We start from the raw sequence: 24,563 nt of genomic DNA on the forward strand, positions 1-24,563 counted from the left end.
GCAAGCTGCGCAACTTCCGTGCCGGCATCGAGGCCGACATCTCATGCCTCAAGCGTGCTTACGGCTTGGCGCGCTGCACCTGGCGGCGAGCGCGCGGTGACGGTGATCGAAGAGTTCGTCCCGGCCTGGGTCGCTGCAGTCGCCACTCGAACAGATGATTTGGGAAGGGCAGCCTGTCACGCCAATCTTAGTTCAGAATCGTTGCCCTGAGTGCGTATCTGCAACTGCGCTTTCGAATCATCGCGCATGATGAATAGATACCAGTATAGGGCGTTAAATCGCCGCGACCACTGCCATCCGGATATCTTAAGCCCCGACGATTCGATCATAGGTCTGAAAGTATCGATATGTGAGCCCTTGCCATTTTCAAACAAAACTATGAGGCCATCACGCTCAAGATGCTTGCGTATTCCCGAAAAAAATTCACGATGCAAAAGCCACTTGTCGTCAACATATATACGCGGCTCCATGTTAATGCTGTACTCAGCCATATTGCGCTCAACATAGTGGGGCGGATTGCCAACGACGAGGTCAAATTTCTCCCACTCTGGCAATGCCAGAAGACCGTCTCCCTGATAAATTGTCACACGATCTTCGATATTATTCGTGCGGGTAGTATATTGTGCGGCATCAATGGCAGGCTGATAAAAATCGGCAAGACACAGACTCTTGCAAATATTGTTAGCCAACATCGAATACCCAATAAATCCAGGACCACTACACCATTCAAACATACGCTGAAAGCGAGATCTGTCTTTGAAGCAATTGAAAAGGTCGAGGTAATCGTCAGCAAAATCGAGCCCACCACCATCTAGGTTATCGGTATAGTAGACAGAAATGCCGTTCCAGCTTTTGGACTTGTAATCGGGCCGGAGAGAGTCAGAAGCGGGCGTTGTGGGGCGAGACACCATCGTTTGTGTATCCTGAAGCTGTTGCGGCGCTCAACTTAAAGTCAGATTTCTCCAGTTGCACCTACAACAATTAGTAGTTGCTGATTGAACCGAAACTAAATTCAGACCTGGTTCGAAGCCGTTAGATTCTCGTCGCTCACATGCGAGCGCTCCCAAGGCCAAATGCCAAAGCCATGATTTTGCTCCCACCTTTTTGATTCAGGCTCTTAACAGAGGCAAAAGCTGCGCGTGAAGCACGCGTGCAACAGGATATTCGAAACGCTTCCCCTTTGAGTCAGAGGCAAAAGAATTTGAAATTGTCAATTAATAGAAATCTTCCTGTTATGTTTCAAATATACGCTTCATATTCAGGATCGTATCTTAATACAACTTTTTTATCAAGATGGAAAGATGTGCTATGGATTTGTGGTCTAGAAAGAAAATCTTGTCTTAACCCGTATAGTTTGGCCTTCATTCGTAGGAGTTTGACGCATGAGGATAATTTCTTTCAAACCGCACCATGATGGCACGATTGCAGTACTGGATGCATCATCAGCAGAACTCATCTATTCATACGAGGCTGAGAAGGATAGCTTCCCCAGATTTTCGACGATCACCCCGACGACGGTCCTCGACGCCGCTGGCAGGCTGGACGCCATTCCGGATGTGTTTGCTGTCGGTGGGTGGGAGAGGACAGGATTCGCGCGCCACGTCTCCGACGCGGCAGACTACTGCGGGATAGCCGCAGGATCGGAGATTGTCGGTGAGAAGACAATCTTCGGCACGAGGGTGCATTTCTATTCCTCTACGCACGAGCGCTCCCACCTCTGGGGCGCCTACGGCATGTCGCCATTTCCCGCTGGAATGGCCTGCTATGTGCTGATCTGGGAAGGGGTGCTCGGCGATTTCTACGAAATTGATGAGCGCCTGCAGGTCGTGCATTTAGGAAAAGTGATGCCGGGCCCTGGCGACAAATATTCTTTCCTCTATGCGCTGGCAGATCCGAAATTCACATTGCCTAAAGGACGATTGCGCTATGAAGACCCTGGTAAAGTAATGGCGCTTTGCGCCTACGGGCAGACCGGAAAGCCCGACCTGGACGAGCAGGCTCTGATCGACTTCTTGCTTCCGCGCGACCATATTACGCAGTGGCTGAGCAAGGAGGAATTGCGGAATTCGCCCTACTACAATATTGGCGTAACCCATCAGAAGTTCACCACCCTGGCCAAGCGATTTTCGGACGCCATCTTCGATTCGTTCTACACCTTTGCGAAAAAGAACCTGACAAAGGGATTCCCGCTGCTGATTGCCGGCGGGTGCGGGTTAAATTGTGAGTGGAACCGCCGATGGGTCGAAACAAACCTTTTTTCCGATGTATTCATTTCTCCATGCACAAATGATGCGGGCTCGGCAATCGGGACCGCAGTCGACGCGATGCGGCATTTCACCGGCAATGCTAAAATCAAATGGAACGTCTATTCAGGCCAGCCTTTCATATTTGACGAGCTCGACCAGACCGAACTAGAGGTCCATCCGCTGGACTACGGCCAAGTTGTCTCGGCGTTGCTCGACGATAAGGTTATCGGCTGGGTACAGGGGAATTGCGAAATCGGGCCACGGGCGCTCGGCAACCGGTCAATTCTCGCCGCGCCTTTCTCAAAAGAAACCCATGAGCGCTTAAACTGCATCAAGAACCGGGAGGGTTTCCGCCCGATCGCACCGGTTTGCCTGGAGCAGGACGTCGCGCTCCACTTCGACTTGGCACGCCCGTCGCCGTACATGCTTTTTTTCCAGAAAGTTCTCGATAGCAGGTTGAAAGCCGTCACGCATGTCGATGGAACAGCACGGGCCCAGACAGTTTCTCGGGAGCAGAACTCGCGCCTCTTTCAGCTGCTGACCTCGTTCAAGGCGAGAAGCGGGGTCGGTGTTCTTTGCAACACGTCACTGAACTTCAATGGCACCGGCTTCATCAATCGTGCAAGCGATTTGCTGACGTATGCCCGGGCCACAGGTCTCGACGGATTTGTTATCAACGATGCTTTTTATCTCCTCAAGACGGCACGCCGTGCGGCGTAGATCCGGCAGACCCGCATCGGGATCAGGGCCGCGCAACTCGACGCCTGGCGCGGACTATAACAGGCAACGCTGACGCCGCCATGGCCCGATCATGGCTCGGGTAGTCCCGGCGCGGCCGGCCCCGATGCCGGAAAGCTTGGCCCCGATGGCAACGCCAACCACCCACCGCGCGATCCCCTCGCCTTCCAGGAAAAGCTGGCCGACGACATCACCAGACGCGCGGTGTCGGCCGGCAAGCTGAAGGAGGCGATCGCCGCGCTGCACGCCAGGCTGACGCCCGAACAGCTCGAGATCTTCGCTTCGGCGGATCGGCCTCATGGACCCCCCCCCGGTCCTTGGCCCTACTTCACTTCAACAGTGAGATTCTAAAAGCGCTGTGGTTCAATGCGTTGCAGGCGCGCGAACGGGTGTTTGCACTACATTTTGCGGGTTTTGGCCGCCGCTCAAACGGCCTGTTCGCGGATGTTTTGCGGCAGGGCGACGCCGGCGGCCTGGAAGACGGACCCGACTTGGCCTTTCACGTGGGTTCGGGTGGTGATGCGCTTGCCTCCTGCAGGGGCGTGATCCTGGCGTTTGTTAGCGGTCGCCAGAAAGTGCGCGTATTCGGTGCCGTGGGTTGTTTAGGGGTTCCTGCGAGGTCATCGCTGCTGATTTCGTTTAATCGATCGGGGCATTGAGGTTTTGGATCTCCTGCTGGATGTCGACGGCGTAGCATGCCCAGCTCTTGTCGCGCAGCTCGGTGAGGAGCTCGCCGCTGGCCTGCAGCTGATCCTTCCGTCCCAGCGGCCGGATCAGCCGCGGCGCACCCGGCCGCCCTCGCGCACGCTTTCGGCGAGATATAGGTAGCGATGGCCTCGCGCGCTTTCTCCACGACGAACATGCCGGGATTGCGCAGTGAGAATCACTAAAGATCAATCAAAATAATAAGTAACCGATAGATGTTTTCACTACAAATCCTGCACGAAGAACACCCGCATCAAAAAATCGAAAGCTTACAGAGCCAGTTGCCAGCTTGTTCCGCCGCTAATGTTCAAGTCGGGCTTGGAGCAAGTCGCCGGATGATGCATCCGGTCAGACAAATCGGACATCAGTCACCGGGATGCTTTGCGCTAATCATCCGTCTATCAACGCAGGAATTGGCATTTTCTCGCTGACTACGCACAAACAATAGGCGATTTGCTGGTTGGTGAAAGATTTGTCGTTCTACGGTGATCAAACGATCAACGGGATCGATCGGACACGCAAAAACCACGGGCCATCGTGTCCCAAGGCGCGGGGATCACTGCGGCCCGAGCAGATCATGCCCTTGCCCGCCGATCCAATTTTCTGCGGCCCCGATCACTGTTTCAGCGCTGAAACAGTGATCGTGCATTTCTGATCCTTCTTCCCCTTGGCGACCGCTTCAGCGCACGCAGCAAGCGCCTCCTGATTGGTGCGCACGAGGTTGCTGGCATCGACAATGCTGCGCCAGCCTCCGGGGTTTCCTGACTGCATCAGGAAGATTCCGGCTTGCCAGCGCTCCGCGTTCATGACGGTTGAGGCCACGGCCATATCCGTCGATCCGGGGAGTATACGCGGGGCGAACAGCGTCAACAGCACGCCGCAGATCAAGGCGGCAGCTCCCACGCCCCATAACCAACGATCCTGTTGCTGGCGCTCGCGCGCGTCGGCGACATGACGGGCGAGATTGTTGGCCGTGCGCTCGAGGTCGGTTGCCTGGCGCTCGAGCTGCTGTGCGGCCGTGCGGACCGGGCTCTCGCCGCAGCGCTCGAGCATTGCCGCATAATGCTCCGCGCCGCGCTTGAGAATAGGCGACTGCTCGACCGCCTTTAGGTGTTCACCGACAACGGCGAGCTGCTGGACGATGCGGCCCAGGTCCGGGCCGTATTCGGTCGGCTGCTGGAGATCGCTCAAACTCCTCGAACGCCGCTTCCACGCCCTTGCGGATCGTGGTCATTTCCCGCGTGAGATCGCCGGCGAGGTCTTCGACCGTCTGCCGCAACGCCTCGAACGCTTGGGCGGGATCGACGGCGTCGTCGGGTGATGCCTTCGGCTCGAATCCTCTCCTGTCGTCGTTGTCCGTCATGGCGTCTCCTATCGTTCCATCCCCTGGCGTCGGAACCATCATTCCAAATCTGCTGACGGCTGACCGCTCCGTGATCTGCATCGATCCCAAGGGTGAGAATGCCAGGATCGCCGGCCGTGCTCGCCACAAATTTGGGCCGGTCCATGTCTTCGATCTCTTCGGCGCTACGGCCGAACCACTGGCCGCATTCAATCCGCTGGAAGGGCTCGACCCCAACGGCCTCGACGTGGCCGAAGACGCCAGCACCTTGGCCGACGCCCTGGTCTATGACGAACCGGGCATGGCCGGCGAGGCGCATTGGAACGAGGAAGCCAAAGCCCTCATCGGTGGCATAATCCTCCATATCGTCGCGCACGAGCCTGCCAGCCGGCGAACCCTCATCACCCTGCGGGAAAGCCTGACGCTGGCTCCTGAAGCATTCTCCGGCCTACTGAAGGACAAGCAGGACTCGACGGCCGTCGGCGGCCTGGTCGCCCGCGCCGCCAATCGGCACCTGGGCAAATCCGACCGCGAGGCAGCCGGCGTCCTCTCGGCGGCGCAGCGCCATACCCATTTCCTCGACAGCCCACGCATGGCCCGCGTGCTCGGCCGAACCGACTTCCGCTTTGCCGATCTCAAGAGCCGCAACGGAACCGTGTTCCTCGTGCTGCCGCCCGATCGGCTCTCGACCTATTCGCGCTGGCTACGCCTGCTCATCACCCAAAGCCTGACCGAAATGGCCCGCACGCCTGGCAAGCTCGCAGTGCCGGTCCTCTACCTGCTGGATGAGTTCGCCTCCCTCGGCCATCTGGCCCCGGTCAAGCGCGCCATGGGCCTCATGGCCGGCTACGGCGTCCAGCTCTGGCCGATCCTGCAAGACGTTCACCAGCTCCGCGCCACCTATGGGCAGCGCGCCGGCACCTTCCTGTCGAATGCCGGCGTCCTACAGGTCTTCGGCGTCAACGATCACGAAAGCGCGCGCCTCGTCTCCGACATGCTCGGGCAATCGACCGTCGTCTTTGAAAGCATGGGCCGCGCCCTCGATGCCGAAAAGACGGGGATCTCCTACGGCGAACAGCATGTCGGCCGCCCGCTGCTGACGCCCGATGAGGTCCGCAACCTGCACCAAGGCATCGAGCTGCTGTTCCTCGCCGGGCAACGCCCGATCGTCGCCGGCAAGCTCGCCTATTACGCCGATCCCGAATTCAGGGGGCTGTTCGATGCTGCTTAAGGGCCTGTCACCTGCCCTTGTCGCTCTGGCGCTGACGGCCTGCACTCCGGCCCCAGCCCCTACAGTCACGGCCGAAACGGGCATCTGCAATCCCGAGGCAGCACAACGCCTCGTCGGCCGGCCCAGGTTAACGGACGACGACGCCAAGCGGCTGACCGGGGCCGCTATCGTGCGCCAGATCGCACCAGGTCAACCCGTCATCCAAAATTACAGCAACGCGCGTCTCACCGTCGAACCCGAACCCGCAACCGGCCGGATCGTGCGGGCAGTTTGCGGATAGCGCGGCCCGGCTAGCGCCGGGACTTCTGAGTGCGGCTCTCTACGGCGCTATTTGGGGCGCGTTCGCCTCGGGCGGGTCGCTTGCGCGACGACTAGCCCCCGGCCGGCCCGCTCTCTCAATCTGGGGCCGTAGGGACGGCCGGGGGCTGATGGTTACATGCTTGCCTGCAAGCATGTTTTCACCGCTCTATTAATGCAGCGCCTCAATGCCTCGCCGGCGAATGACGTTCAACAAGGCCAGCGCCGGCCCCTTGGCCTGTGCCTCGCCACGCTCGAGCTGAGACACATAGCCGGGCGTCACATTGAGATAACGTCCGAACGCAGCTTGGCTAAGGTGTGCCCGCTCGCGCACGGCCCGCACCTCCGCACCCGTAATCGGCGTTTCGGTCGGCAGGGCCTTCTCTCTAAGGTGCCGCGCCGTGATCTTCTCATAGATCGCCTCGTCCATGATCCCGAGGCGATGCTGCGCGCTCGCCATTTCCGCAATTTCGCGCGCAAGGCGGCTAGGCTTCGTCGTCGTCATGCTCGATCTCCTTCAAATCACCGTCCTCAATGGCTTGCCCGACCAGCTCGCTCGATGCAGCAAGCCAGTTCGCCCCGATAGTGCGCAGGGCCTCCAAAACCCGCCAGAGCGCCCTTGTCCGGGCCGCGCCACGCGCTGCTTGATGAGGCCGCCGCCAAGATCGGCGTCGATCGTGCCGCGCTCGGCCCGCTCGATCGCCTCACTCAAGCTATCGTCGGCAACCCGTTGCCTGCGAGCGAACCGCACTACCCCTCTGGTCAAGAAAATCCGCACGGAACCTCGCTGCAACACGACAAACTATAGTGCATATTGTTATAGTTTCAATCCCCGCCTTCGCGCACCTGCGGATAATTGTATTTCACGAAAAGCAGGTTTAGGGCCTCGGCAACAAGCCGCTCCTGCGGAATCCGCTTCCCCTGGGGATCGCGAGTCCGGAAGCTGATTTCTTCCAGCGTCTCCCAATGTGCAGGCGGCAGGTAGGGCGGATTCAAGCGGTCGTCGCAACAGCGATTGTGTTCACTCATGGCAGCAACTCGTCAAGCGCCTCTGCCGGCGTTTTCCAACCCAGGGTCTTTCTCGGCCGGGCATTAAGGGCCGCTGCCACGGCGGCGATCTCGTCGGCGCTGTGGATGCTCAGGTCGGTGCCTTTCGGGAAGTACTGACGCAGCAGCCCATTGGTGTTCTCGTTGGTGCCGCGCTGCCATGGGCTTGGCGGATCGCAGAAGAAGACCTGGACGCCCGCATCGATCGTGAGACGATCGTGCTGGGCCATTTCGGCTCCCTGATCCCAGGTCAGCGAACGGCGTAGTTCTTCGGGCAAGGTGATGATGGTGCGCGTAATTGCGTCGCGGACAGCTTCAGCTCCATGTCCAGCGAGCGCAGGCCCGTTCTTCGCGCGCGGAGCTTCGCCATGCCCCGCGAGCCGGGGAAGATGCAGCAGCATCGTGAAGCGTGTCGTACGTTCAACCAGCGTGCCGATCGCCGAGCTGCCAAGACCGAGGATGAGGTCTCCCTCCCAGTGACCCGGCACCGCGCGATCAGCCGCTTCGGCGGGGCGTTGACTGATCATGACCTCCGGCAAGACAAAGCTCTTACCTCGACTGCGTACGCGGGCCCTGGGGACCCGCAGCACACGCCCCGTTCGCAGGCAGGCCGTCAGCTCGCGGCGCAGCACTCCGCGGCCCTGAACGAAGAGGGCCTGATAGAGGGCTTCGTGGCTGATGCGCATCGTCTTGTCGTCCGGGAAGTCGATCGTCAAGCGGCGGGCAATCTGCTCAGGGCTCCAGGCCCTGGCCCCATCGCCGATCCTTTCGCGGGCCATGCCGGCGGCCCTTCCACGGAACGGTGGGACCATGAACGGGAGCGTCGCTCGGGGCCACGACAACGCCAGCAAGTCTCTCCTCCACATAAGTGCGCAAGGTTGTGTTGAACGCAAGCTTGGTCGGCTTGGGCCGACGGGCCGATCGATCCGCATGCCACTGGGCAGTCGTCGCCCGATACTCCACCCCGCCGCTGCGGGTGGCCGCGTTGCGCCGCAGTTCACGGCAAATTGTCGAGGCGGACCGACCGAGCCGGCGCCCAATCTCCTGGATGGAATAGCCCTGTACCCTGAGAAGTGCGATGTCTTCGCGCTCCACCAAGGACAGGTACCGCCCGGAGAGCGGCTTCGCCGAGGATCTGAACATCGCTGGTGGCATACCGCCCGCCTTTCGGAACCATCTGGTTCCTACAGGCTGCGACACTCCGGCTTCGAGCGCAGCATCTTCGCTGCTCAGCCCCGCGGCGATCGCCCGCCAGAATCTAATCTGTTCATCGCGCCCCGCCAAAGGTGGCCGTCCTGGTGAAGGTAATGGCGCTCGTCCAGACCGTGCCGATCGCCGCTTTCGAATGCTCATCGCAACCTCCAACTTCCGAGTGTTGCGACGACCGCTTGAATCCGCCTAGTGCGTTTTGGCCGCCTTGTTCGCGCGCGAGGGCGCAACATAGCTCCCGACCGGCTGTGAGCTGCGGGCGCGGCGCTTTGGCTCCAACGGAGTGTCGGAAGGGGTTGGGGCCTCTGGCGCGGCCTCTGGTTGCTCTGCGGTTTTGATGGCGGCCGCCAAAAGAGAAGGCTTGCGGCTCATGCTTTCACCCTTTCATGTGTTCCTGCAATCATGCTTGCCTGTTCTGAAAGGAAAGTGAACAGGCCGGCGACTTCCTGAGCAGCGCGCCCTTGCGGTTCCAGCTCCTGCGGCGTTTGCCCCAAGGCCGGCGCGTCCTCATAGGCTTTAAGGCGCGATAGATGGATGGGCGCGACCGATAGATTGAATCGCTCCGCGATCGCGGCGGCATCATCGGCCGCCCGGCCTCCGGCGTTCGGATGCACGAGATTCAGCACCACGAAAGTGGGTGGGTTGCCGGCCATGTCGAGAAGCCGCCTGGGTCGGGATCAGCACCATGTCAGCGTGCTTGGCCGCTTCGGTCGAGGCGCTGTCCATCTTGCCGGGGGTGTCGATAAACACCCAATTCATGCCAAGGCTGCGATAGGCGTCGAGTGATCGGCGGATAGCGCCGGGTTGGATCGAGGCAACGTCCGGCCCTTCTCCTTCCCGCCGGTCAAACCAATTGACGGCGTTCGTCTGTGGGTCGAGGTCGAGCAACGCGGATTTCTTGCCGGCAAGGTGAACTGCGACGGCAAGCGACGTGGTCGATTGTCGTTTTCCCGGTCCCGCCCTTTTGTGTGCAGAATGCTACTGTAATCATGTTTGCATCCTTTTTCATGCATCATATAGGCATACATGCTTTCGTGACAACATGAAAGCATGTATGCATTGATAAGATATAAGCATCCTCTCCTAATCGGCCGACATCGGCTCGTCGCAGTCACCGCAAATCAGCTTCGCGCCGAGTTTTGCCCAAGCGTGCTGATCACATGAGGGGCAGGTGTAGCGGGTTTTGCTGGCGGACTTTGCCTTGCGCTTCTTCCGCGCCTCGGCGTCGTCCCAAAGCTCGATATAGAGGGTGGAAAAGTCTGACTGCCCGGCCAGCTCGGCAAAAGCGCGGGCATAGGGGCCGCGCTCGATGATGTAATGGCTGCACGATTGCCCGGTTTCCTTTCCACCTGGGCGGCCGATGTCGGACGGATGCAGGCCGATCGCGTGCATTTTCGCCGCCCATTCCTTGTTGTGGTAGCCAGCCCGCGAGGGCTTGCCGAAATGGTGCTGCCAAAGGTGCGTCATCTCATGGCGAGGGTGGAAAGGCTTTGCTCGTCGGTGCGGTTTTTGAAGTGTGACGGATACAATGCGATTTCGTCGGTGATCTCCGTGCCGTCCTTCGATCCGAACCGGCTGCCGGCGAAATAGCCATAGGCTTTTGTTCTTGCGCTGCAAGGTCACCAGGCAGGGCGGCAGCTCGCCACCAAACAGCAGATCGTTGAAGAAATCGAACGCTCGATGTAGCGCGGCATAGCTTTTTCGGTCGGATTGGCGGGAGACATGGAGGCCTCTTTTTGTATCGTACGAAACAATAATAGCCTGCTCCGGGCTTTTATGCAGGCATGTTTACATTATTTCATGGGTTCACGCTGCCCTAACCGCTTGTTTTCTCCAAGGCGAATTGCGGCCTATCCGTGAGCTGGGCGTTTGAATTTTGGCTGTGAGAGTGCCGCGCCGGCCCCGCACTTAACGCGGGCCGGAACCGCCGCAGGGACGCGATAGCGGCCCGAACAGCGGCGTCCGCTTATTCTTTCCTATCTTTTATAAAACCAGATGGGGATTCAGTCTGCTTGGCGGACTCACGTTGTTTCATCGATCTCGCAAGGCGGGCAAGCGCCTGTCCCAAGAGGTTATCGCCCACGTCGAACAGGGCCAGTTCGTCCATCGGAAGGCTTGCGCGGTGCGCCTCGGTCTCGGCCATGCGCTCGGCCTCGGCCTGTACGTGATCGTCGGGCGGGGGAGGGGTCATGCCGAAGCGGCCAAGAAACTGCCTGGCGCGAGCCGGGAGCGACAGGCGATAGGCATTGCTCGTCTGCTGCACCTGGGGGCCGCGCCCCTCGTTGCCGGTCGGCACGTAGCGCCGCAGCCAGTCGAGGAAGCCATGCGCCCGTAAGTTCTTCAGCGCCCGCACGATCGCGTCACGTGAGCGTCTGAGCTTGCTCCGTCTATGTCGCCTTTGTCATCGACACCTATGCGCGAAGGATCGTCGGCTGGTGGGTGAGCCGGACGGCGCAACCAGCTTCGTTCTGGACGCTCTGGAACAGCTCTCCATGATCGGCGGCCCGTGCAGGGGGGCAGGCTCATCCATCACAGCGATAGAGGTCGCCCAATACGTCTCTATCAGATACACCGAGCGCCTGGCGGAGGCCGGCGTCGAGCCTTCGGTAGGCAGCGTCGGCGACAGCTACGACAATGCTCTCGCCGAAACGATCAACGGCCTTTACAAGGCCGAGGTGATCCATCGACGCGGACCATGGCGCAACTTCGAAGCCGTCGAGTTCGCTAGCTCGATTGGGTCGATTGGTTCAACAATCGCCGGCTGCTGGAGCCCATCGGCAACATCCCGCCGGCCGAAGCCGAGGAACGCTACTACGCCATGCTGGATGACACAGCCATGGCCGCGTGACTCAAACGAAACGGCCTCCGGAAAACCCGGTGCGGTTCAGTTCTCGGAGGAACGACGTTGCCGCACGGCGCTAAAGGGAGAGAGGAGGATTGATCTCTTTCCATATCATTTTCTTCACGTATGATACGCAAACAGATCATGAAAGTATTGACTTTCTGCTGAGATACCTTTTCGTACCATCGCGCATTGGAATAGATCGTATAGGTAGCATAATGGACTCTGAATCGGAAATTCTACGGGAAATCGGTGGGCTTTTCAGGCAGGCGAGGTTGGCCGCTGCGATGACGCAGGAGCAGGTCGCTGATTTGGCGGGTATATCCCGTCCCCGATATCGCGACATCGAAAAGGGAGCCGCAGCCGCGCGTGCAACAACGCTCATGAATATCGCTCGCGCGCTCGGTCTAGAAATGATGCTGGTTCCGCAAGTCATAGTGCCGGCTGTCCAGGCTCTATTGCGTCCGCATGATGATGACGATCGACCCGCCTTTGTTTCTCAACCTGACGATGACGATCATGCCTCCAGTCTTTCGCGCACCTAAGACGATCCCGTCGCTGGACGTGCTCTTGAACGCAGTGAAGATCGGCACGATCGTCAGGACGCCGGGCGATTTCAATGCATTTAACTTCGATGAGGCCTACCGCGCGACGGGCGGCTTTCCGGTTCTCAGCCTGTCGTTCCGGGCAGCGACGGGAGGATTGCGGAAAGATCCGAAGCCTCTGGCAAGCGCCTTGCCCGCTTTCTTCGCGAACCTCCTGCCGGAGGAGAAATTGCGGGAGGCGATGGAAAGGCATCACGAAGGCAATGTGCGGCCAGGCAATGATTTCGATCTTTTAGCGGCACTGGGCGCCGATCTGCCGGGAGCCGTACGGGCGTTGCCCAGTGACGGCGCGATAGCGGTTTCGAAGGATGGCTCAAAGGATCACTCCAAGGCACGGTTCTCGCTTGCCGGCGTGCAGATGAAGCTGTCGGTCATGAAGAACATTGGAAAAGCCGGCGGCCTTACCTTGCCGATGGACGACGAGCAGGGCCGGTACATTGCCAAGTTCCCTTCGACGGCGTTTCCGGGCGTTTCCGAGAACGAATTCGCCAACCTGGCGCTGGCAGCAGCAATCGGCATGGAGGTTCCTGAATGCGAACTGGTCGAGAAGTCCGATTTTGAGGGCGTTCCCGAAGAATTCAATACGCTGTCGGAGGGCAAGGTCCTTCTCGTCAAACGCTTCGATCGCGGCGCCGGTGGCGAGAGGATACACATCGAGGATTTCGCTCAGGTCTTCGGTGTCTACCCCTCGCGCAAATATGAGGGGGCCGCTTATCACGACATAGCCATGGCTCTTGGCGTGGCCGTCTCGCCTACGGCGGCTCTCGTTTTCGTCCGCCGCCTGGCACTGAGCGTCATCACCGGCAATGGCGACATGCACCTGAAGAATTGGTCTTTGATCTATGCCGGAAACGGCGACAAGCCGGCGCTTGCACCACTCTACGACCTCCTGTCCACCGTGCCATATATTCCCGCCGACGCCATGGCGCTGTCGCTTGGAGGAGAGCGCTCGTTCAAGGCGCTAGCAGCACCGCGATGGAAAGCATTTGCGAACCGCGCAAGGCTTCCGGAGCCGGCAGTCCTAAAGGCAGTGGTCGAGACGGTCAAACTCGTCAACGAGTACTGGTGGCATCTGCCTGAGCGCGACGTTGTCGCAGCGAAAGTGCTCGAGCGGATGGACGAACATGTGAAGGCGATGACGCCGATACTGAACTCCTGCGCCGATAAGTGAGCCGAGTCCCCTCGGGTTGCTGATATAGCGGAACTTTCCGCCCGCGGCCCTATGGATGGCCGTGGATCGAAGGTATGCCAGCGTGGCGCAAGATTCCGCGGAGTGTCCACGAGGACACGCGTGAGCAAGCACGTCAGCTCGCCGGAACAGACAGCATCCCGCAATTCACCCAACAGGATCGAGCTGCTGTTCGTCCACTTCAACATAACGATGCGGTTCAAACGAATGCGGTGACTGAGGATCGCGATCCGACGCTTTGTGTCGCCAATGTCGCGTCCGCTACACGGGCTGTTCCGACGATCCTTTGCTTGGAACTCAAGCTAAACCCCTGAAAAGCAACCATGAAATTATTCTTCGGTTGGATCAGCCAAATTGGCATGAGTCTTGAGATCCTTAGGTGCGAGGCGGCTACAGCTGCCCGACCGGCATTCAAGTCGCGGCAGCCGCGATGAATGGGAACGAAGGAAGGAAAGCTACATGTCAGGTTTGCGTCAGATCGCCTTTTACGGCAAGGGCGGCATCGGCAAGTCCACCACCTCCCAAAATACGCTCGCCGCCCTGGTCGACCTCGGGCAGAGAATCCTCATAGTCGGCTGCGACCCCAAAGCCGACTCCACCCGCCTGATCCTGAACGCGAAGGCGCAGGATACGGTCCTGCATCTCGCGGCAGAGGAAGGTTCGGTGGAAGACCTGGAACTCGCGGACGTGCTCAAGGTCGGCTACAAAGGCATCAAATGCGTGGAGTCGGGCGGACCCGAGCCAGGTGTCGGCTGCGCCGGCCGCGGCGTGATCACCTCGATCAACTTCCTCGAGGAGAACGGCGCCTACGACGATGTCGACTATGTCTCCTACGACGTGCTCGGGGATGTGGTGTGTGGCGGTTTCGCGATGCCGATCCGCGAAAACAAGGCCCAGGAAATCTATATCGTCATGTCCGGCGAGATGATGGCGCTCTATGCCGCCAACAACATCGCCAAGGGCATCCTGAAATACGCCCATTCGGGCGGCGTGCGGCTCGGTGGCCTGATCTGCAACGAGCGCCAAACCGACCGCGAGCTCGACCTCGCCGAAGCGCTGGCTTCCAGGCTCAATTCCAAGCTTATCCACTTCGTGCCGCGCGACAACATCGTCCAGCACGCCGAGCTCAGGAAGATGTCTGTGATCCAGTATGCGCCGGACTCCAAGCAGGCCGGGGAATACAGGGCGCTAGCCGAGAAGATTCACGGGAATTCGGGCCAGGGCACCATCCCGACCCCGATCACCATGGAGGAGCTCGAGGACATGCTGCTCGACTTCGGCATCATGAAGACCGACGAGCAGATGCTTGCCGAGCTTCAGGTCAAGGAAGCGGCCAAGACTGCCGCACAGTAGCGACTGCTGCCGACATGAGGCGCCGCCTGACCTGGTGCGCCTTTCAAAGAACGGCGCCTCGTCGGTGAGGCGTCACCCTGAACCTTGAAAGGGGTCCCATGAGCCTGGAATACGAAAATGACGGTGCCCTCCATGCGAAGCTTATCGAGGAGGTGCTGTCGCAATATCCTGACAAGTCGGCGAAGCGCCGCAAAAAGCACCTCAGCGTTGCAAAGAGCGGCGACGAGGCTGGCGAGGAAAGCGAGGTCCTTTCCGAATGCGATGTCAAATCGAACATCAAGTCCATCCCCGGCGTGATGACGATTCGCGGCTGCGCCTATGCCGGCTCGAAAGGTGTGGTGTGGGGTCCAGTCAAGGATATGGTCCATATCTCGCACGGGCCGGTCGGCTGCGGGCAATATTCCTGGTCTCAACGCCGCAACTACTACGTCGGCACGACCGGCATCGACACGTTCGTCACCATGCAGTTCACCTCCGATTTCCAGGAGAAGGACATTGTTTTCGGCGGCGACAAGAAGCTCGAACGGATCATCGACGAGATCGAGGAACTGTTTCCGCTGAATAAGGGCATGACTGTGCAATCCGAATGCCCGATTGGCCTGATTGGCGACGACACGGAAGCCGTGTCCCGCAACAAGGCCAAGCAGCACGAAAAGACAATCGTGCCGGTGCGCTGCGAGGGCTTCCGCGGCGTCTCGCAATCCCTCGGCCACCACATCGCCAACGACGCGATCCGCGACTGGGTCTTCGAGAAGAAGGACATCGAGTTCGAGGCCGGCCCGTACGATGTCAATGTGGTCGGCGACTACAACATCGGCGGCGACGCCTGGGCTTCGCGCATCCTGCTCGAGGAGATGGGCCTGCGCGTGGTCGGCAACTGGTCGGGCGACGCTACGCTGGCCGAAATAGAGCGAGCGCCAAAGGCGAAGCTAAATCTCATCCATTGCTACAGGTCGATGAACTACATCTGCCGGCACATGGAGGAAAAGTATGGCATCGCCTGGATGGAGTACAATTTCTTCGGCCCCTCCCAGACTGAAGCCTCTCTGCGCAACATAGCCAAGCACTTCGGGCCGGAAATTGAGGCCAAGGCCGAGGCGGTCATCGCCAAATACCGGCCGCTGGTCGAGGCGGTCATAGCCAGGTACCGGCCGCGCCTCGAAGGCAGGACGGTGATGCTCTATGTCGGCGGGCTGCGCCCCCGTCACGTCGTCACGGCATACGAGGACCTGGGCATGGTGATCGTCGGCACTGGCTACGAATTTGGCCATAACGACGACTATCAGCGCACCGGCCACTACGTGAAGAAGGGCACACTGATCTATGACGACGTGACTGGTTACGAGCTGGAGAAGTTCATCGAGGGGATCCGTCCTGATCTCGTGGGCTCCGGCATCAAAGAAAAGTACCCGGTCCAGAAGATGGGCATACCGTTCCGTCAAATGCATTCCTGGGATTATTCCGGCCCGTACCATGGCTACGACGGGTTCGCCATCTTCGCCCGCGATATGGATCTGGCCATCAACAACCCGGTCTGGAACCTCTACGACGCTCCCTGGAAGAAAAAAGCCGAGCCGTCGGCGGCTATCGCAGCCGAATGAAAACCTGGCCTCCCGGAAGCCGGGAGGCCGTGAACGCCTGTGGCCTTTGTCCGCGGGAGACCTGAAAACGTTTCGACGTCCCTGTGCCGCCGTATGGCGGGCCAGCTGGAAAAGAGGTAACCACCCATGCCGCAGTCGGCTGAAAAAGTTCTCGACCACGCGCCCCTGTTCCGCGAGCCGGAATACAGGCAGATGCTCGCCGAGAAGAGGCTGAATTTCGAATGTCCTCACCCGGACCAGATCGTTACCGACCAAGGCGAATTCACCAAGACGTGGGAATACCGCGAAAAGAACCTTGCTCGCGAAGCGCTTGTCGTGAACCCCGCCAAGGCCTGCCAGCCGCTCGGCGCGGTGTTCGCGGCCGCAGGCTTCGAGCGAACCATGTCCTTCGTCCACGGCAGCCAGGGCTGCGTCGCCTATTACCGCTCGCACCTGTCGCGCCATTTCAAGGAGCCTGCTTCGGCGGTTTCCTCCTCGATGACCGAGGACGCGGCAGTGTTCGGCGGCCTGAAGAACATGGTCGACGGGCTCGCCAACACGTACCAACTCTACGACCCGAAGATGATCGCCGTCTCGACCACTTGTATGGCGGAGGTCATTGGCGACGACCTGCACAGCTTCATCGAGAACGCCAAGGACGAAGGCTCGGTCCCGCGCGACTTCGACGTGCCCTTCGCCCACACGCCGGCCTTTGTCGGCAGCCATGTCGACGGCTATGACGTTGCGGTTAAGGGCATTTTGGAGCATTTCTGGAAGGGCGAGGAGCGAACGGAAGCCGAGGGAACCATCAACATCATTCCGGGCTTCGACGGGTTCTGTGTCGGCAACAACCGGGAACTCAAGCGCCTGCTCGATCTGCTGGGCGTCTCCTATACCTTCATCCAAGACGCCTCTGACCAGTTCGACACGCCGTCGGACGGCGAATACCGCATGTATGACGGCGGCACGAAGATCGAAGACGTGAAGAAAGCACTCAACGCCGAGGCGACACTTTCGCTACAGCATTACAACACCCGAAAAACACTCGAGTATTGCGAGGGGGTAGGGCAGGCGACGGCCTCGTTTCATTACCCGCTCGGCGTCCAGGCGACCGACGACTTCCTGATGGAGGTCTCCGCGATTTCCGGCAAGCAAATTCCCGAGGCAATCCGCCTGGAGCGCGGCCGACTGGTTGACGCCATGGCGGACAGTCAATCCTGGCTGCACGGTAAGAAATACGCCATCTACGGCGATCCGGACTTTGTCTATGCCATGGCCCGCTTCATCATGGAGACGGGGGGCGAGCCGACCCATTGCCTCGCCACCAACGGCACCTCGGCGTGGGAAGCGGAGTTGAAGGAACTGCTTGCATCATCGCCCTTCGGCAAGGGTGCTCAAGTCTGGGCGGGCAAGGACCTCTGGGCGATGCGCTCGCTGCTCTTCACCGAGCCGGTGGACCTGCTGATTGGCAACTCCTATGGCAAATATCTGGAGCGCGACACGGGCACGCCGCTGATCCGGCTGACGTTTCCGATCTTCGATCGCCACCATCACCATCGGTTTGCGCTGATGGGCTACCAAGGCGGGCTGCGCGTCCTGACGACGATCCTCGACAAGATCTTCGACAAGCTCGATCGCGAGACAAGCGAGACGGGCGTGACGGACTATTCGTATGACCTCACCCGCTAAGCGTGACGGTCGGCTTTGGCCGGTCGTCTTCCCGAGGGACTTTGGAGACCGACGCAATGTCCTTGCTCAGAGCCAAAATCCAGGATCTCTTCAATGAGCCTGCCTGCGAGAAGAACCGCGGCAAGGATGCCACGGCGCGCAAAAAGGGCTGTTCGAAGCCACTGACCCCGGGGGCGGCGGCCGGCGGCTGTGCCTTCGATGGCGCCAAGATCGTGCTGCAGCCGATCACTGACGTTGCGCATTTGATCCATGCGCCGCTCGCCTGCGAGGGCAATTCCTGGGACAACCGCGGTGCGGCTTCGTCCGGGCCAACACTGTGGCGCACAAGCTTCACGACCGACCTCACCGAACTCGACGTGGTGATGGGGCAGGGCGAGCGGAAGCTCTTCAAAGCGATCCGCGAGATCAAGGAAGCCTATGGGCCGCCGGCGATCTTCGTTTATCCGACCTGCGTGACGGCGCTGATCGGCGACGACATCGAGGCCGTCTGCAAGCGCGCGGCGGAAAAGTTCGGCTTGGCCGTGGTACCGGTCAATGCGCCGGGCTTCGTCGGCTCCAAGAATCTCGGCAACAAGCTTGCCGGCGAGGCGTTGCTCGAGCATGTCATCGGCACGGTCGAGCCCGACGATGCCGGCCCTTACGACATCAACATTCTTGGCGAATTCAACCTCTCGGGCGAATTCTGGCTGGTGAAGCCGCTGCTGGATCGGCTCGGGATCCGGGTGCGCGCCTGCATTCCAGGTGACGCACGTTACTTGGACATTGCCGGCGCGCACCGCGCCCGGGCGGCCATGGTGGTGTGCTCGACCGCGCTCATCAATCTCGCCCGCAAGATGGAGCAGCGCTGGGGCATCCCGTTTTTCGAGGGCTCCTTCTACGGCATCACCGACACCTCTGAAGCGCTCCGACAGATCTCTCAGCTGCTCGTGAAGCAGGGTGCTGATCCGGAGATCCTCGGCCGCACCGAGCTGTTGATTGCAGAGGAAGAGGCGATCGCCTGGAAGAAGCTAGCCGCCTACCGGCCGAGGCTCGAAGGCAAGCGCGTGCTGCTCAACACCGGCGGTGTGAAGTCCTGGTCGGTCGTCCATGCGCTGATGGAGATCGGCATCGAGATCGTCGGCACCTCTGTCAAGAAGTCGACCGTCGAAGACAAGGAACGCATCAAGCAGATCCTCAAGGACGACAACCACATGTTCGAGCAGATGGCTCCGCGCGAGCTTTACGCCATGCTCTCGGAACACAAGGCCGATATCGTGCTGTCGGGCGGGCGCACGCAGTTCATCGCCCTGAAGGCCAAGACACCCTGGCTCGATATCAACCAGGAGCGCCAACATCCTTACGCCGGCTATCACGGCATGGTGGAACTCGTACGCCAGATCGACCTCGCTATTCATAACCCGATCTGGCGCCAGGTGCGGGAACCGGCACCATGGGATTGCCAGCCTGCGGTGAGGCAGGAACTGCCGCGCACGAAAAGCGAGACCGCGACCTTGCATGTTGTCCAGGAATTCGCCGGCACGACGGCCGGTGATTTCGGCGAGTGTTGAGGAGAGCCGATGGTCCGCATCCTTCCCCAGACCAAAGCGGCGGCGGTCAATCCGCTGAAGTCATCGCAGCCGCTGGGTGCCGCCTTGGCCTTTCTTGGCGTCGACGGCGCGATGCCGTTGTTCCACGGCAGCCAGGGGTGCACCAGCTTCGCGCTCGTGCTGTTCGTGCGGCATTTCAAGGAAGCCATTCCGTTGCAGACAACGGCGATGGACGAGGTGGCGACGATCCTTGGCGGGGCGGACCATCTGGAACAGGCGATCCTCAACCTCAAGGCCCGCACAAAGCCAACGCTGATCGGGGTCTGCACCACGGCGCTGGTGGAAACCCGGGGCGAAGACTGCGCAGGGGATATCGCCAATATCAGGCTGAAGCGCACAAAAGAACTCGCGGGTACGGAGGTGGTGCTGGCCAACACACCGGATTTCGACGGCGCGATCGAAGAGGGCTGGGCCAAGGCTGTCACCGCTATGATCGAAAGGATTACGCGGCCCGGCGAGCAGGCGCGGCAGTCGAAGAAGATCGTGATCCTGCCTGGCTGGAACCTCACTGTGGCTGATATCGAGCATTTGCGTGAGATGGTTGAAAGCTTTGGACTGAAGCCGGTGATTCTGCCGGACATCTCCGGCTCGCTCGACGGTACGGTGCCCGACCGCTGGGTCACGACCACCTATGGCGGCACCAGCGTCGAGGATATCCGCGAGCTTGGCACGGCTGTGCAATGCGTCGCCATCGGTGAGCATATGCGCCGCCCGGCCGAGCTGCTGCACAGGTTAACCGGCGTGCCTTACGTGCTGTTCCGGTCGCTGACTGGATTGAGGGACGCCGACCGGTTCGTCTCGCTGCTGTCCGCAGTTTCGGGCGAGGCGGCGCCGGCTGAGGTGCGCCGTCGGCGGGCGCAGTTGCAGGACGCGTTGCTCGACGGACATTTCCACTTTGGAGGCAAGAAAATTGCGATCGCTGCTGAACCAGACCAACTCTACCAACTCGCGAGCTTCTTCATCGGCATGGGCTCCGATATCGCGGCGGCGGTCACAACGGCCGCTATGTCGAAAATTCTGGAGGAAGTACCGGCGCAGTCGGTTCAAATCGGCGATCTCGGCGATTTGGAAGCGCTTGGCGCCGGCGCTGATCTTCTCGTTACTCATTCCCACGGCCGCCAGGCGGCGCAGCGCCTCGGCATTCCGCTCATGCGGGTCGGCTTCCCGATCTTCGACCGGCTCGGGGCCCAGCACAAGCTCACAATCCTCTACCAGGGGACCCGCGACCTGATCTTCGAGGTTGCCAACATTTTTGAAGCCAACCGGCACGCGCCGACGCCCGAGGCGCTTGATCCACTCCGTAAGCGAGAAATGCCAGATGAGCTCCGTTCGTCGCCTCTCGCTCGTCACTGACGAGGTTCACGCACCGACGCCGGAACGCCAAACCGGCGCATTGCGCGTGGCCATCGCCACGCAGGACATGAAGAACCTCAACGCCCATTTCGGCTCGGCCAGGCGCTTTGCTGTCTACGACGTGATGCGCGAGGAGTGGAATCTCGTGGAAGCCGTGGCCTTCGATGACGTTTCCGACGAGAGCGGGAAGCACCGAACTGAGGGCAATGACCGCATCACCCCGAAGGTGGAGGCGCTGAAGGGCTGTCATCTGCTGTTTTGTCTGGCGATCGGCGGACCTTCGGCAGCCAAACTCGTTTCCGCAAAGATCCATCCGATCAAAGTGCCGCAGCCCCAGACCATCCAAGAGGTGCTGTTGCGCACGCAGATGATGCTCAGGACGTGTCCTCCCCCTTGGCTGCGCAAGGTGCTGGCGCAGGCAGGTGTCGCTGAACAGAAACCCTCCTTCGAGGACGAAAGCTGAATTGAGGAGTAGCCGAAATGTCTGACGCCGAGGTTAGCCCTGCCGCCACCGAGGACGAGGCGGCCCTTGCCACCCCGTTCGTCAAATGCCTCGTGCGGCTGATCCGTGCCAATGATTCCCACGGGTCATGGGAAGGCAAATCGGACGCCGAGCTGCTGGGCGACTTCATCATCACCAGGGAACAGCGCCGTGCAATTCCAATCATCGGCGATCCCGATCCGGACGTGCTGTGGAGGCTCGATAAGTTCTACACCGCCGTCGGGCTTGCGATTGAGGAGCGCACGGGCCTGATGGCATCGCCGATGATGGAGATGAGCCATGAGGGCTTCGGGCGCGTGCTCTTCACGGCCGGGCGGTTGGTCGTTCTGTCAAAGACCCTGCGCGACGTCCACCGGTTCGGTTTCGAGACGTTCTGGAAGCTCGCCGCGGCCGGTACCAAACTGGCCGGCGATGCTACCGCAGCCATTGAGGCTCATCCCGAGGTGGCGCGGGCGTGATGCAACCGACTTTCGATCGAGGGGATCATGTCAGGTCTTGAGGACATGCGGTGGCCAGCCCTCTCAATTGAGGCGGTCCAGGCCGATATGGTTCTTGGGGTAGCGCTGATGAAGCCAGTGGTACTGATCTGTTCGCAAGATGCGGAGTTGTATCTTTTCCTCAACCACATTCTGGGGGCGGACGGCTTCACCAGTGAGCCGGCTGGCGGCGTGAAGGAAGCACTTGCATTGGCCGATCAACGGGAGCTCCACGCGGTAGTCCTCGATTGCGGGCCAGGAAGCGCGACAGGCTCCACAATTTGCGCCCGGTTCAAGGGGGAGCCCCGGACCGGCGGCCTGCCCGTAATTGCGCTGATCGCGCCCGGCGCCGAGAACCAGCACCTCGATCTCTTGAAGGCAGGTATTGACGAGAGCTTTGTGCGGCCCTTCGCGCCGGCCAAGCTGCTTGACTGTCTCCGCACGAAGCTGGCGTTGCCACAGCCGGGTTCAAACGGGATAAAAAACGGCAGCTGGCTCTGTTGCGGCAGCCTTGAGATGAAGCTCGATGCTCACCGGGTTCGAGGTAATGGCCACGACATCCATCTCGGACCTCTCGAATTCAACCTGCTGCGGCAATTCCTTGAGGCTCCCGGCAAGGTCTTCAGCCGAGACGAGCTGATCGACGCGGCCTGGCCGGACAATATCCATGTCGGTGAACGCACTGTCGACGTCCATATCAGCCGGATCAGAAAGGCGCTGAAGGCGGCCTCGCCAGGTAGCGTCATTCGTACTGTCAGGTCTGCCGGCTACTCGCTCGAGAAGCTGGACGACTGAATCGCGAACGGATGGTGTGCCACTCTCCGTCTTCGTTGGAAGGCAAGTCTTGCGGTTCGAAACGCGCTACGGGCCCGACATCTCAGGGGGAAGCAGTCAGATGGCCTTCAAGAAAATACTCAGTGTGACGGGAGCTGACCATTCCGATCAGGACGTCGCAATAGCTGCTCGCTTGTGCGCCGAGGTCGGCGCGTATCTTTCCGTACTAATTATATCGCCTCCGCCGCTCCTGATGTCGCCTCCGCTTATTGGGTCCCCTCCGCCGTTGGGCGGTGGCATCCCCGAGTGGTCTAGACGTCGCGCACACCACATTGCCGCACGGGAACAATTTTCACAGGACATGGCCAATCTGGAAAAGACATCCAGGGAAATTCACAAAGTGCTGAGAGCCACGTGGCGCTGCTATGATGTCGACACCGAACACTGCGAGAAGGCTGGCGTCGGTGACGCGGTGCGACAGCGGGCGCTCTGCACCGACCTGACAATCGTCGGCCCCGCACTTCTCAACATGACTAGTCTCGGACCCCTTGTTATCAACGGCAGCTTGTTCGATACGGGAAAGCCGGTGCTTGTCGTACCGGAGGGCGCTGAGGCGACTCTGTCTCCACGGCGCGTGCTGGTCGGCTGGGATTCGCGAGTCGAGGCGTCCCGTTCGATTCGAGAAGCGCTGCATCTGCTAGCCGGTGCTGAGGAAGTTCGTGTCGCAGTCGTCGATCCGGAGGCGACCTGCACCGGAAACGGCGCCGAGCCGGGAGCCGACATCGCTGCCTATCTCACTCGGCACGGTGCTCGGGTTTCGGTCGACCGGCTGGCGAGCCGCGGCAAACCGGTGGCCACGGTGCTAGCGCAGCACGCAATCGACACGTCTGCCGACGTGATCGTCATGGGCGCTTATGGCAGCCGCTGGTTGCGCGAGCGGCTCTCCGATAGCGTGATAAGATGGATAGTTGGCACGCCTTTGCCGCTGTTTTTGGCCCGCTGACGGGTTCTGAAGTAGCACCGATGCTGCAAAGCTCTACTCCGCTGGTCACCTACCCTGATACCAAGTCGGAGGAAGGTCGCCGCGAACGAGCAGGTTTCGCGAAGCTCATGAGCAACTTGGAAGCGCCGTCGCGAAGACATTCCCCGGACGCCTCTAACGCGCGCTCGGGGTCTGCTCGTCGCGTAACGCGCAGGCCGACGGCCGGGCCGAGGCCCAGGCGTCCTCAATGCCTCAAAACACCGATATTCGGGTCGGCGTCAGGTCGAGAAAGAGAGTCGTTTCAGCGCGGCAGGCCGCGTTCGGACCGTAGCCTCATCGTATCAGCGTTATCACGATTTCCTTCACCACTGGCCGGGAACGGAACACGGCAATGACCTAGTAGCGGCCAAGGCACCGACCTTCGAGTCCGACGGTCGGGCTCTTGCCGGCCCTCGGCGCCAACGGTGGCATCAATCCCGTGTCATCGCCTGGGATGGTAGCCGGGTCAGCGGCGAGGGCGCCGCATCTTCGGCGTCTGCCCGGCCCACCGCGTGGCGACCGAGTGGCCTTGAGGCCGGTCAATTCCCACAACGCTCACATTCGCACCAGACGGTCCCTGTAGGACCTGTGCACGGGGATACAGAAACAAAAAAAGCAGGAATCCAGGAGAGTTCACCGGCCTGGCACATGCCGGCACACATCCCCGGCTCTCTTCGCCACGATCATCATCGTCAATCTGGCGTTATTCGCGACCCGCAGCCGGACATGACCGGCTTCGTCGTGAAACTCCGGCGTTGCGAGCCAGGAAAGCGCAAAG

23 protein-coding genes and 5 pseudogenes are annotated in these 24,563 nt (G+C 60.3%); 16 read left to right on the forward strand and 12 right to left on the reverse strand.

All coding sequences use genetic code 11. The features are described from left to right. Positions 1–176: 176 nt before the first annotated feature. A complete protein-coding gene (locus NKJ01_RS29960; protein WP_352733681.1) occupies positions 177–911 on the reverse strand; it encodes a methyltransferase in 735 nt (244 codons plus the stop codon). A 471-nt stretch (positions 912–1,382) separates the two neighbouring features. Between NKJ01_RS29960 and NKJ01_RS29965 the strand changes: the two genes are divergently transcribed. Further along, entirely contained in the window at positions 1,383–2,966 is a 1,584-nt protein-coding gene (locus NKJ01_RS29965) for a carbamoyltransferase C-terminal domain-containing protein (RefSeq protein ID WP_352733683.1), read from the forward strand. Positions 2,967–3,020: 54 nt separating this feature from the next. On the opposite strand, the gene NKJ01_RS29970 is transcribed toward NKJ01_RS29965, so the two are convergent. Next, positions 3,021–3,284, reverse strand: coding sequence for a hypothetical protein (locus NKJ01_RS29970; protein WP_023672835.1), 264 nt, complete (start codon positions 3,282–3,284; stop codon positions 3,021–3,023). A 17-nt stretch (positions 3,285–3,301) separates the two neighbouring features. On the opposite strand from NKJ01_RS29970, the gene NKJ01_RS29975 reads away from it, so the two are divergent. Further along, a complete protein-coding gene (locus NKJ01_RS29975; protein WP_352733685.1) occupies positions 3,302–3,643 on the forward strand; it encodes a hypothetical protein in 342 nt (113 codons plus the stop codon). A gap of 67 nt (positions 3,644–3,710) precedes the next feature. Here NKJ01_RS29975 and NKJ01_RS36545 read toward each other — a convergent pair. The 3 genes and pseudogenes from NKJ01_RS36545 to NKJ01_RS29985 all read right to left on the reverse strand — a co-directional run. Further along, positions 3,711–3,846: pseudogene (locus NKJ01_RS36545) on the reverse strand (IS1634 family transposase N-terminal domain-related protein); the annotation flags it as partial. Between the two features lie 458 nt (positions 3,847–4,304). Beyond that, positions 4,305–4,880 carry a DUF6118 family protein gene (locus tag NKJ01_RS29980; protein WP_352733687.1) on the reverse strand — a complete coding sequence of 192 codons (576 nt, stop codon included), beginning with the start codon at positions 4,878–4,880 and terminating at the stop codon, positions 4,305–4,307. Then, positions 4,804–5,052, reverse strand: a complete 249-nt coding sequence (locus NKJ01_RS29985; RefSeq protein WP_352733688.1) for a DUF6118 family protein — start codon at positions 5,050–5,052, stop codon at positions 4,804–4,806. Before NKJ01_RS29985 ends, NKJ01_RS29980 begins: the two co-directional genes overlap by 77 nt. A 22-nt stretch (positions 5,053–5,074) precedes the next feature. Here NKJ01_RS29985 and NKJ01_RS29990 point away from each other — a divergent pair. Continuing rightward, positions 5,075–6,262 (forward strand): annotated as a pseudogene (locus tag NKJ01_RS29990) (type IV secretory system conjugative DNA transfer family protein); the annotation flags it as partial. Next, a complete protein-coding gene (locus NKJ01_RS29995; RefSeq protein WP_352733690.1) occupies positions 6,252–6,542 on the forward strand; it encodes an I78 family peptidase inhibitor in 291 nt (96 codons plus the stop codon). The pseudogene NKJ01_RS29990 and the gene NKJ01_RS29995, both read left to right, overlap by 11 nt. Positions 6,543–6,731: 189 nt before the next feature. Here NKJ01_RS29995 and NKJ01_RS30000 read toward each other — a convergent pair whose 3' ends face one another. The 7 genes and pseudogenes from NKJ01_RS30000 to NKJ01_RS30030 all read right to left on the reverse strand — a co-directional run bounded on the left by NKJ01_RS30000 (position 6,732) and on the right by NKJ01_RS30030 (position 11,168). Next, positions 6,732–7,064 carry a helix-turn-helix domain-containing protein gene (locus NKJ01_RS30000; protein WP_352733692.1) on the reverse strand — a complete coding sequence of 111 codons (333 nt, stop codon included), beginning with the start codon at positions 7,062–7,064 and terminating at the stop codon, positions 6,732–6,734. Between the two features lie 96 nt (positions 7,065–7,160). After that, a pseudogene (locus tag NKJ01_RS30005) lies at positions 7,161–7,337 on the reverse strand (type II toxin-antitoxin system RelE/ParE family toxin); the annotation flags it as partial. 47 nt (positions 7,338–7,384) lie between these two features. Beyond that, positions 7,385–7,588, reverse strand: a complete 204-nt coding sequence (locus NKJ01_RS30010) for a hypothetical protein (RefSeq protein ID WP_352733694.1) — start codon at positions 7,586–7,588, stop codon at positions 7,385–7,387. Next, positions 7,585–8,959, reverse strand: a pseudogene (locus tag NKJ01_RS30015) (IS30 family transposase). Before NKJ01_RS30015 ends, NKJ01_RS30010 begins: the two are co-directional and overlap by 4 nt. 224 nt (positions 8,960–9,183) lie before the next feature. After that, the gene (locus NKJ01_RS30020) at positions 9,184–9,468 is read right to left on the reverse strand and encodes a hypothetical protein (RefSeq protein WP_352733696.1); all 285 of its coding nucleotides are present in this window, start codon (positions 9,466–9,468) and stop codon (positions 9,184–9,186) included. 430 nt (positions 9,469–9,898) lie between these two features. After that, complete coding sequence (locus tag NKJ01_RS30025) at positions 9,899–10,432, reverse strand: sprT domain-containing protein (RefSeq protein ID WP_352733698.1); 534 nt, start codon at positions 10,430–10,432, stop codon at positions 9,899–9,901. 349 nt (positions 10,433–10,781) lie between these two features. Further along, entirely contained in the window at positions 10,782–11,168 is a 387-nt protein-coding gene (locus NKJ01_RS30030) for a replication protein RepA (protein ID WP_352733700.1), read from the reverse strand. A gap of 32 nt (positions 11,169–11,200) precedes the next feature. Here NKJ01_RS30030 and NKJ01_RS30035 point away from each other — a divergent pair. The 12 genes and pseudogenes from NKJ01_RS30035 to NKJ01_RS30090 all read left to right on the forward strand — a co-directional run. Next, a pseudogene (locus NKJ01_RS30035) lies at positions 11,201–11,663 on the forward strand (DDE-type integrase/transposase/recombinase); the annotation flags it as partial. 212 nt (positions 11,664–11,875) lie between these two features. Then, complete coding sequence (locus NKJ01_RS30040) at positions 11,876–12,202, forward strand: helix-turn-helix domain-containing protein (protein ID WP_352733719.1); 327 nt, start codon at positions 11,876–11,878, stop codon at positions 12,200–12,202. Continuing rightward, positions 12,177–13,433 carry a type II toxin-antitoxin system HipA family toxin gene (locus NKJ01_RS30045; RefSeq protein ID WP_352733702.1) on the forward strand — a complete coding sequence of 419 codons (1,257 nt, stop codon included), beginning with the start codon at positions 12,177–12,179 and terminating at the stop codon, positions 13,431–13,433. The genes NKJ01_RS30040 and NKJ01_RS30045 overlap by 26 nt, the downstream gene beginning before the upstream one ends. A 477-nt stretch (positions 13,434–13,910) precedes the next feature. After that, complete coding sequence (gene nifH, locus NKJ01_RS30050) at positions 13,911–14,804, forward strand: nitrogenase iron protein (protein ID WP_023763052.1); 894 nt, start codon at positions 13,911–13,913, stop codon at positions 14,802–14,804. 98 nt (positions 14,805–14,902) lie between these two features. Further along, a complete protein-coding gene (gene nifD / locus NKJ01_RS30055; RefSeq protein ID WP_352733703.1) occupies positions 14,903–16,405 on the forward strand; it encodes a nitrogenase molybdenum-iron protein alpha chain in 1,503 nt (500 codons plus the stop codon). Between the two features lie 126 nt (positions 16,406–16,531). Then, entirely contained in the window at positions 16,532–18,073 is a 1,542-nt protein-coding gene (gene nifK / locus NKJ01_RS30060) for a nitrogenase molybdenum-iron protein subunit beta (RefSeq protein ID WP_352555886.1), read from the forward strand. A 56-nt stretch (positions 18,074–18,129) separates the two neighbouring features. After that, positions 18,130–19,620 carry a nitrogenase iron-molybdenum cofactor biosynthesis protein NifE gene (gene nifE, locus NKJ01_RS30065; protein ID WP_352733705.1) on the forward strand — a complete coding sequence of 497 codons (1,491 nt, stop codon included), beginning with the start codon at positions 18,130–18,132 and terminating at the stop codon, positions 19,618–19,620. A 9-nt stretch (positions 19,621–19,629) separates the two neighbouring features. Beyond that, positions 19,630–21,012, forward strand: coding sequence for a nitrogenase iron-molybdenum cofactor biosynthesis protein NifN (gene nifN, locus NKJ01_RS30070; RefSeq protein WP_352733707.1), 1,383 nt, complete (start codon positions 19,630–19,632; stop codon positions 21,010–21,012). Continuing rightward, on the forward strand, positions 20,978–21,475 hold the full coding sequence (nifX, locus tag NKJ01_RS30075; RefSeq protein ID WP_352733709.1) for a nitrogen fixation protein NifX: 498 nt from the start codon (positions 20,978–20,980) through the stop codon (positions 21,473–21,475). The genes nifN and nifX overlap by 35 nt, the downstream gene beginning before the upstream one ends. Before the next feature lie 17 nt (positions 21,476–21,492). Continuing rightward, positions 21,493–21,972: a NifX-associated nitrogen fixation protein gene (locus NKJ01_RS30080; RefSeq protein ID WP_352566278.1), complete on the forward strand. Its 480-nt coding sequence runs from the start codon at positions 21,493–21,495 to the stop codon at positions 21,970–21,972. Between the two features lie 27 nt (positions 21,973–21,999). Next, positions 22,000–22,785, forward strand: coding sequence for a response regulator transcription factor (locus NKJ01_RS30085; RefSeq protein ID WP_352733711.1), 786 nt, complete (start codon positions 22,000–22,002; stop codon positions 22,783–22,785). 379 nt (positions 22,786–23,164) lie between these two features. Then, a complete protein-coding gene (locus NKJ01_RS30090; RefSeq protein ID WP_352733713.1) occupies positions 23,165–23,767 on the forward strand; it encodes a putative universal stress family protein in 603 nt (200 codons plus the stop codon). The last annotated feature ends 796 nt before the right edge of the window (positions 23,768–24,563 follow it).

Origin of the sequence: Mesorhizobium sp. M0276 (assembly GCF_040321755.1) — a bacterium.
Taxonomy (GTDB): Bacteria; Pseudomonadota; Alphaproteobacteria; order Rhizobiales; family Rhizobiaceae; genus Mesorhizobium.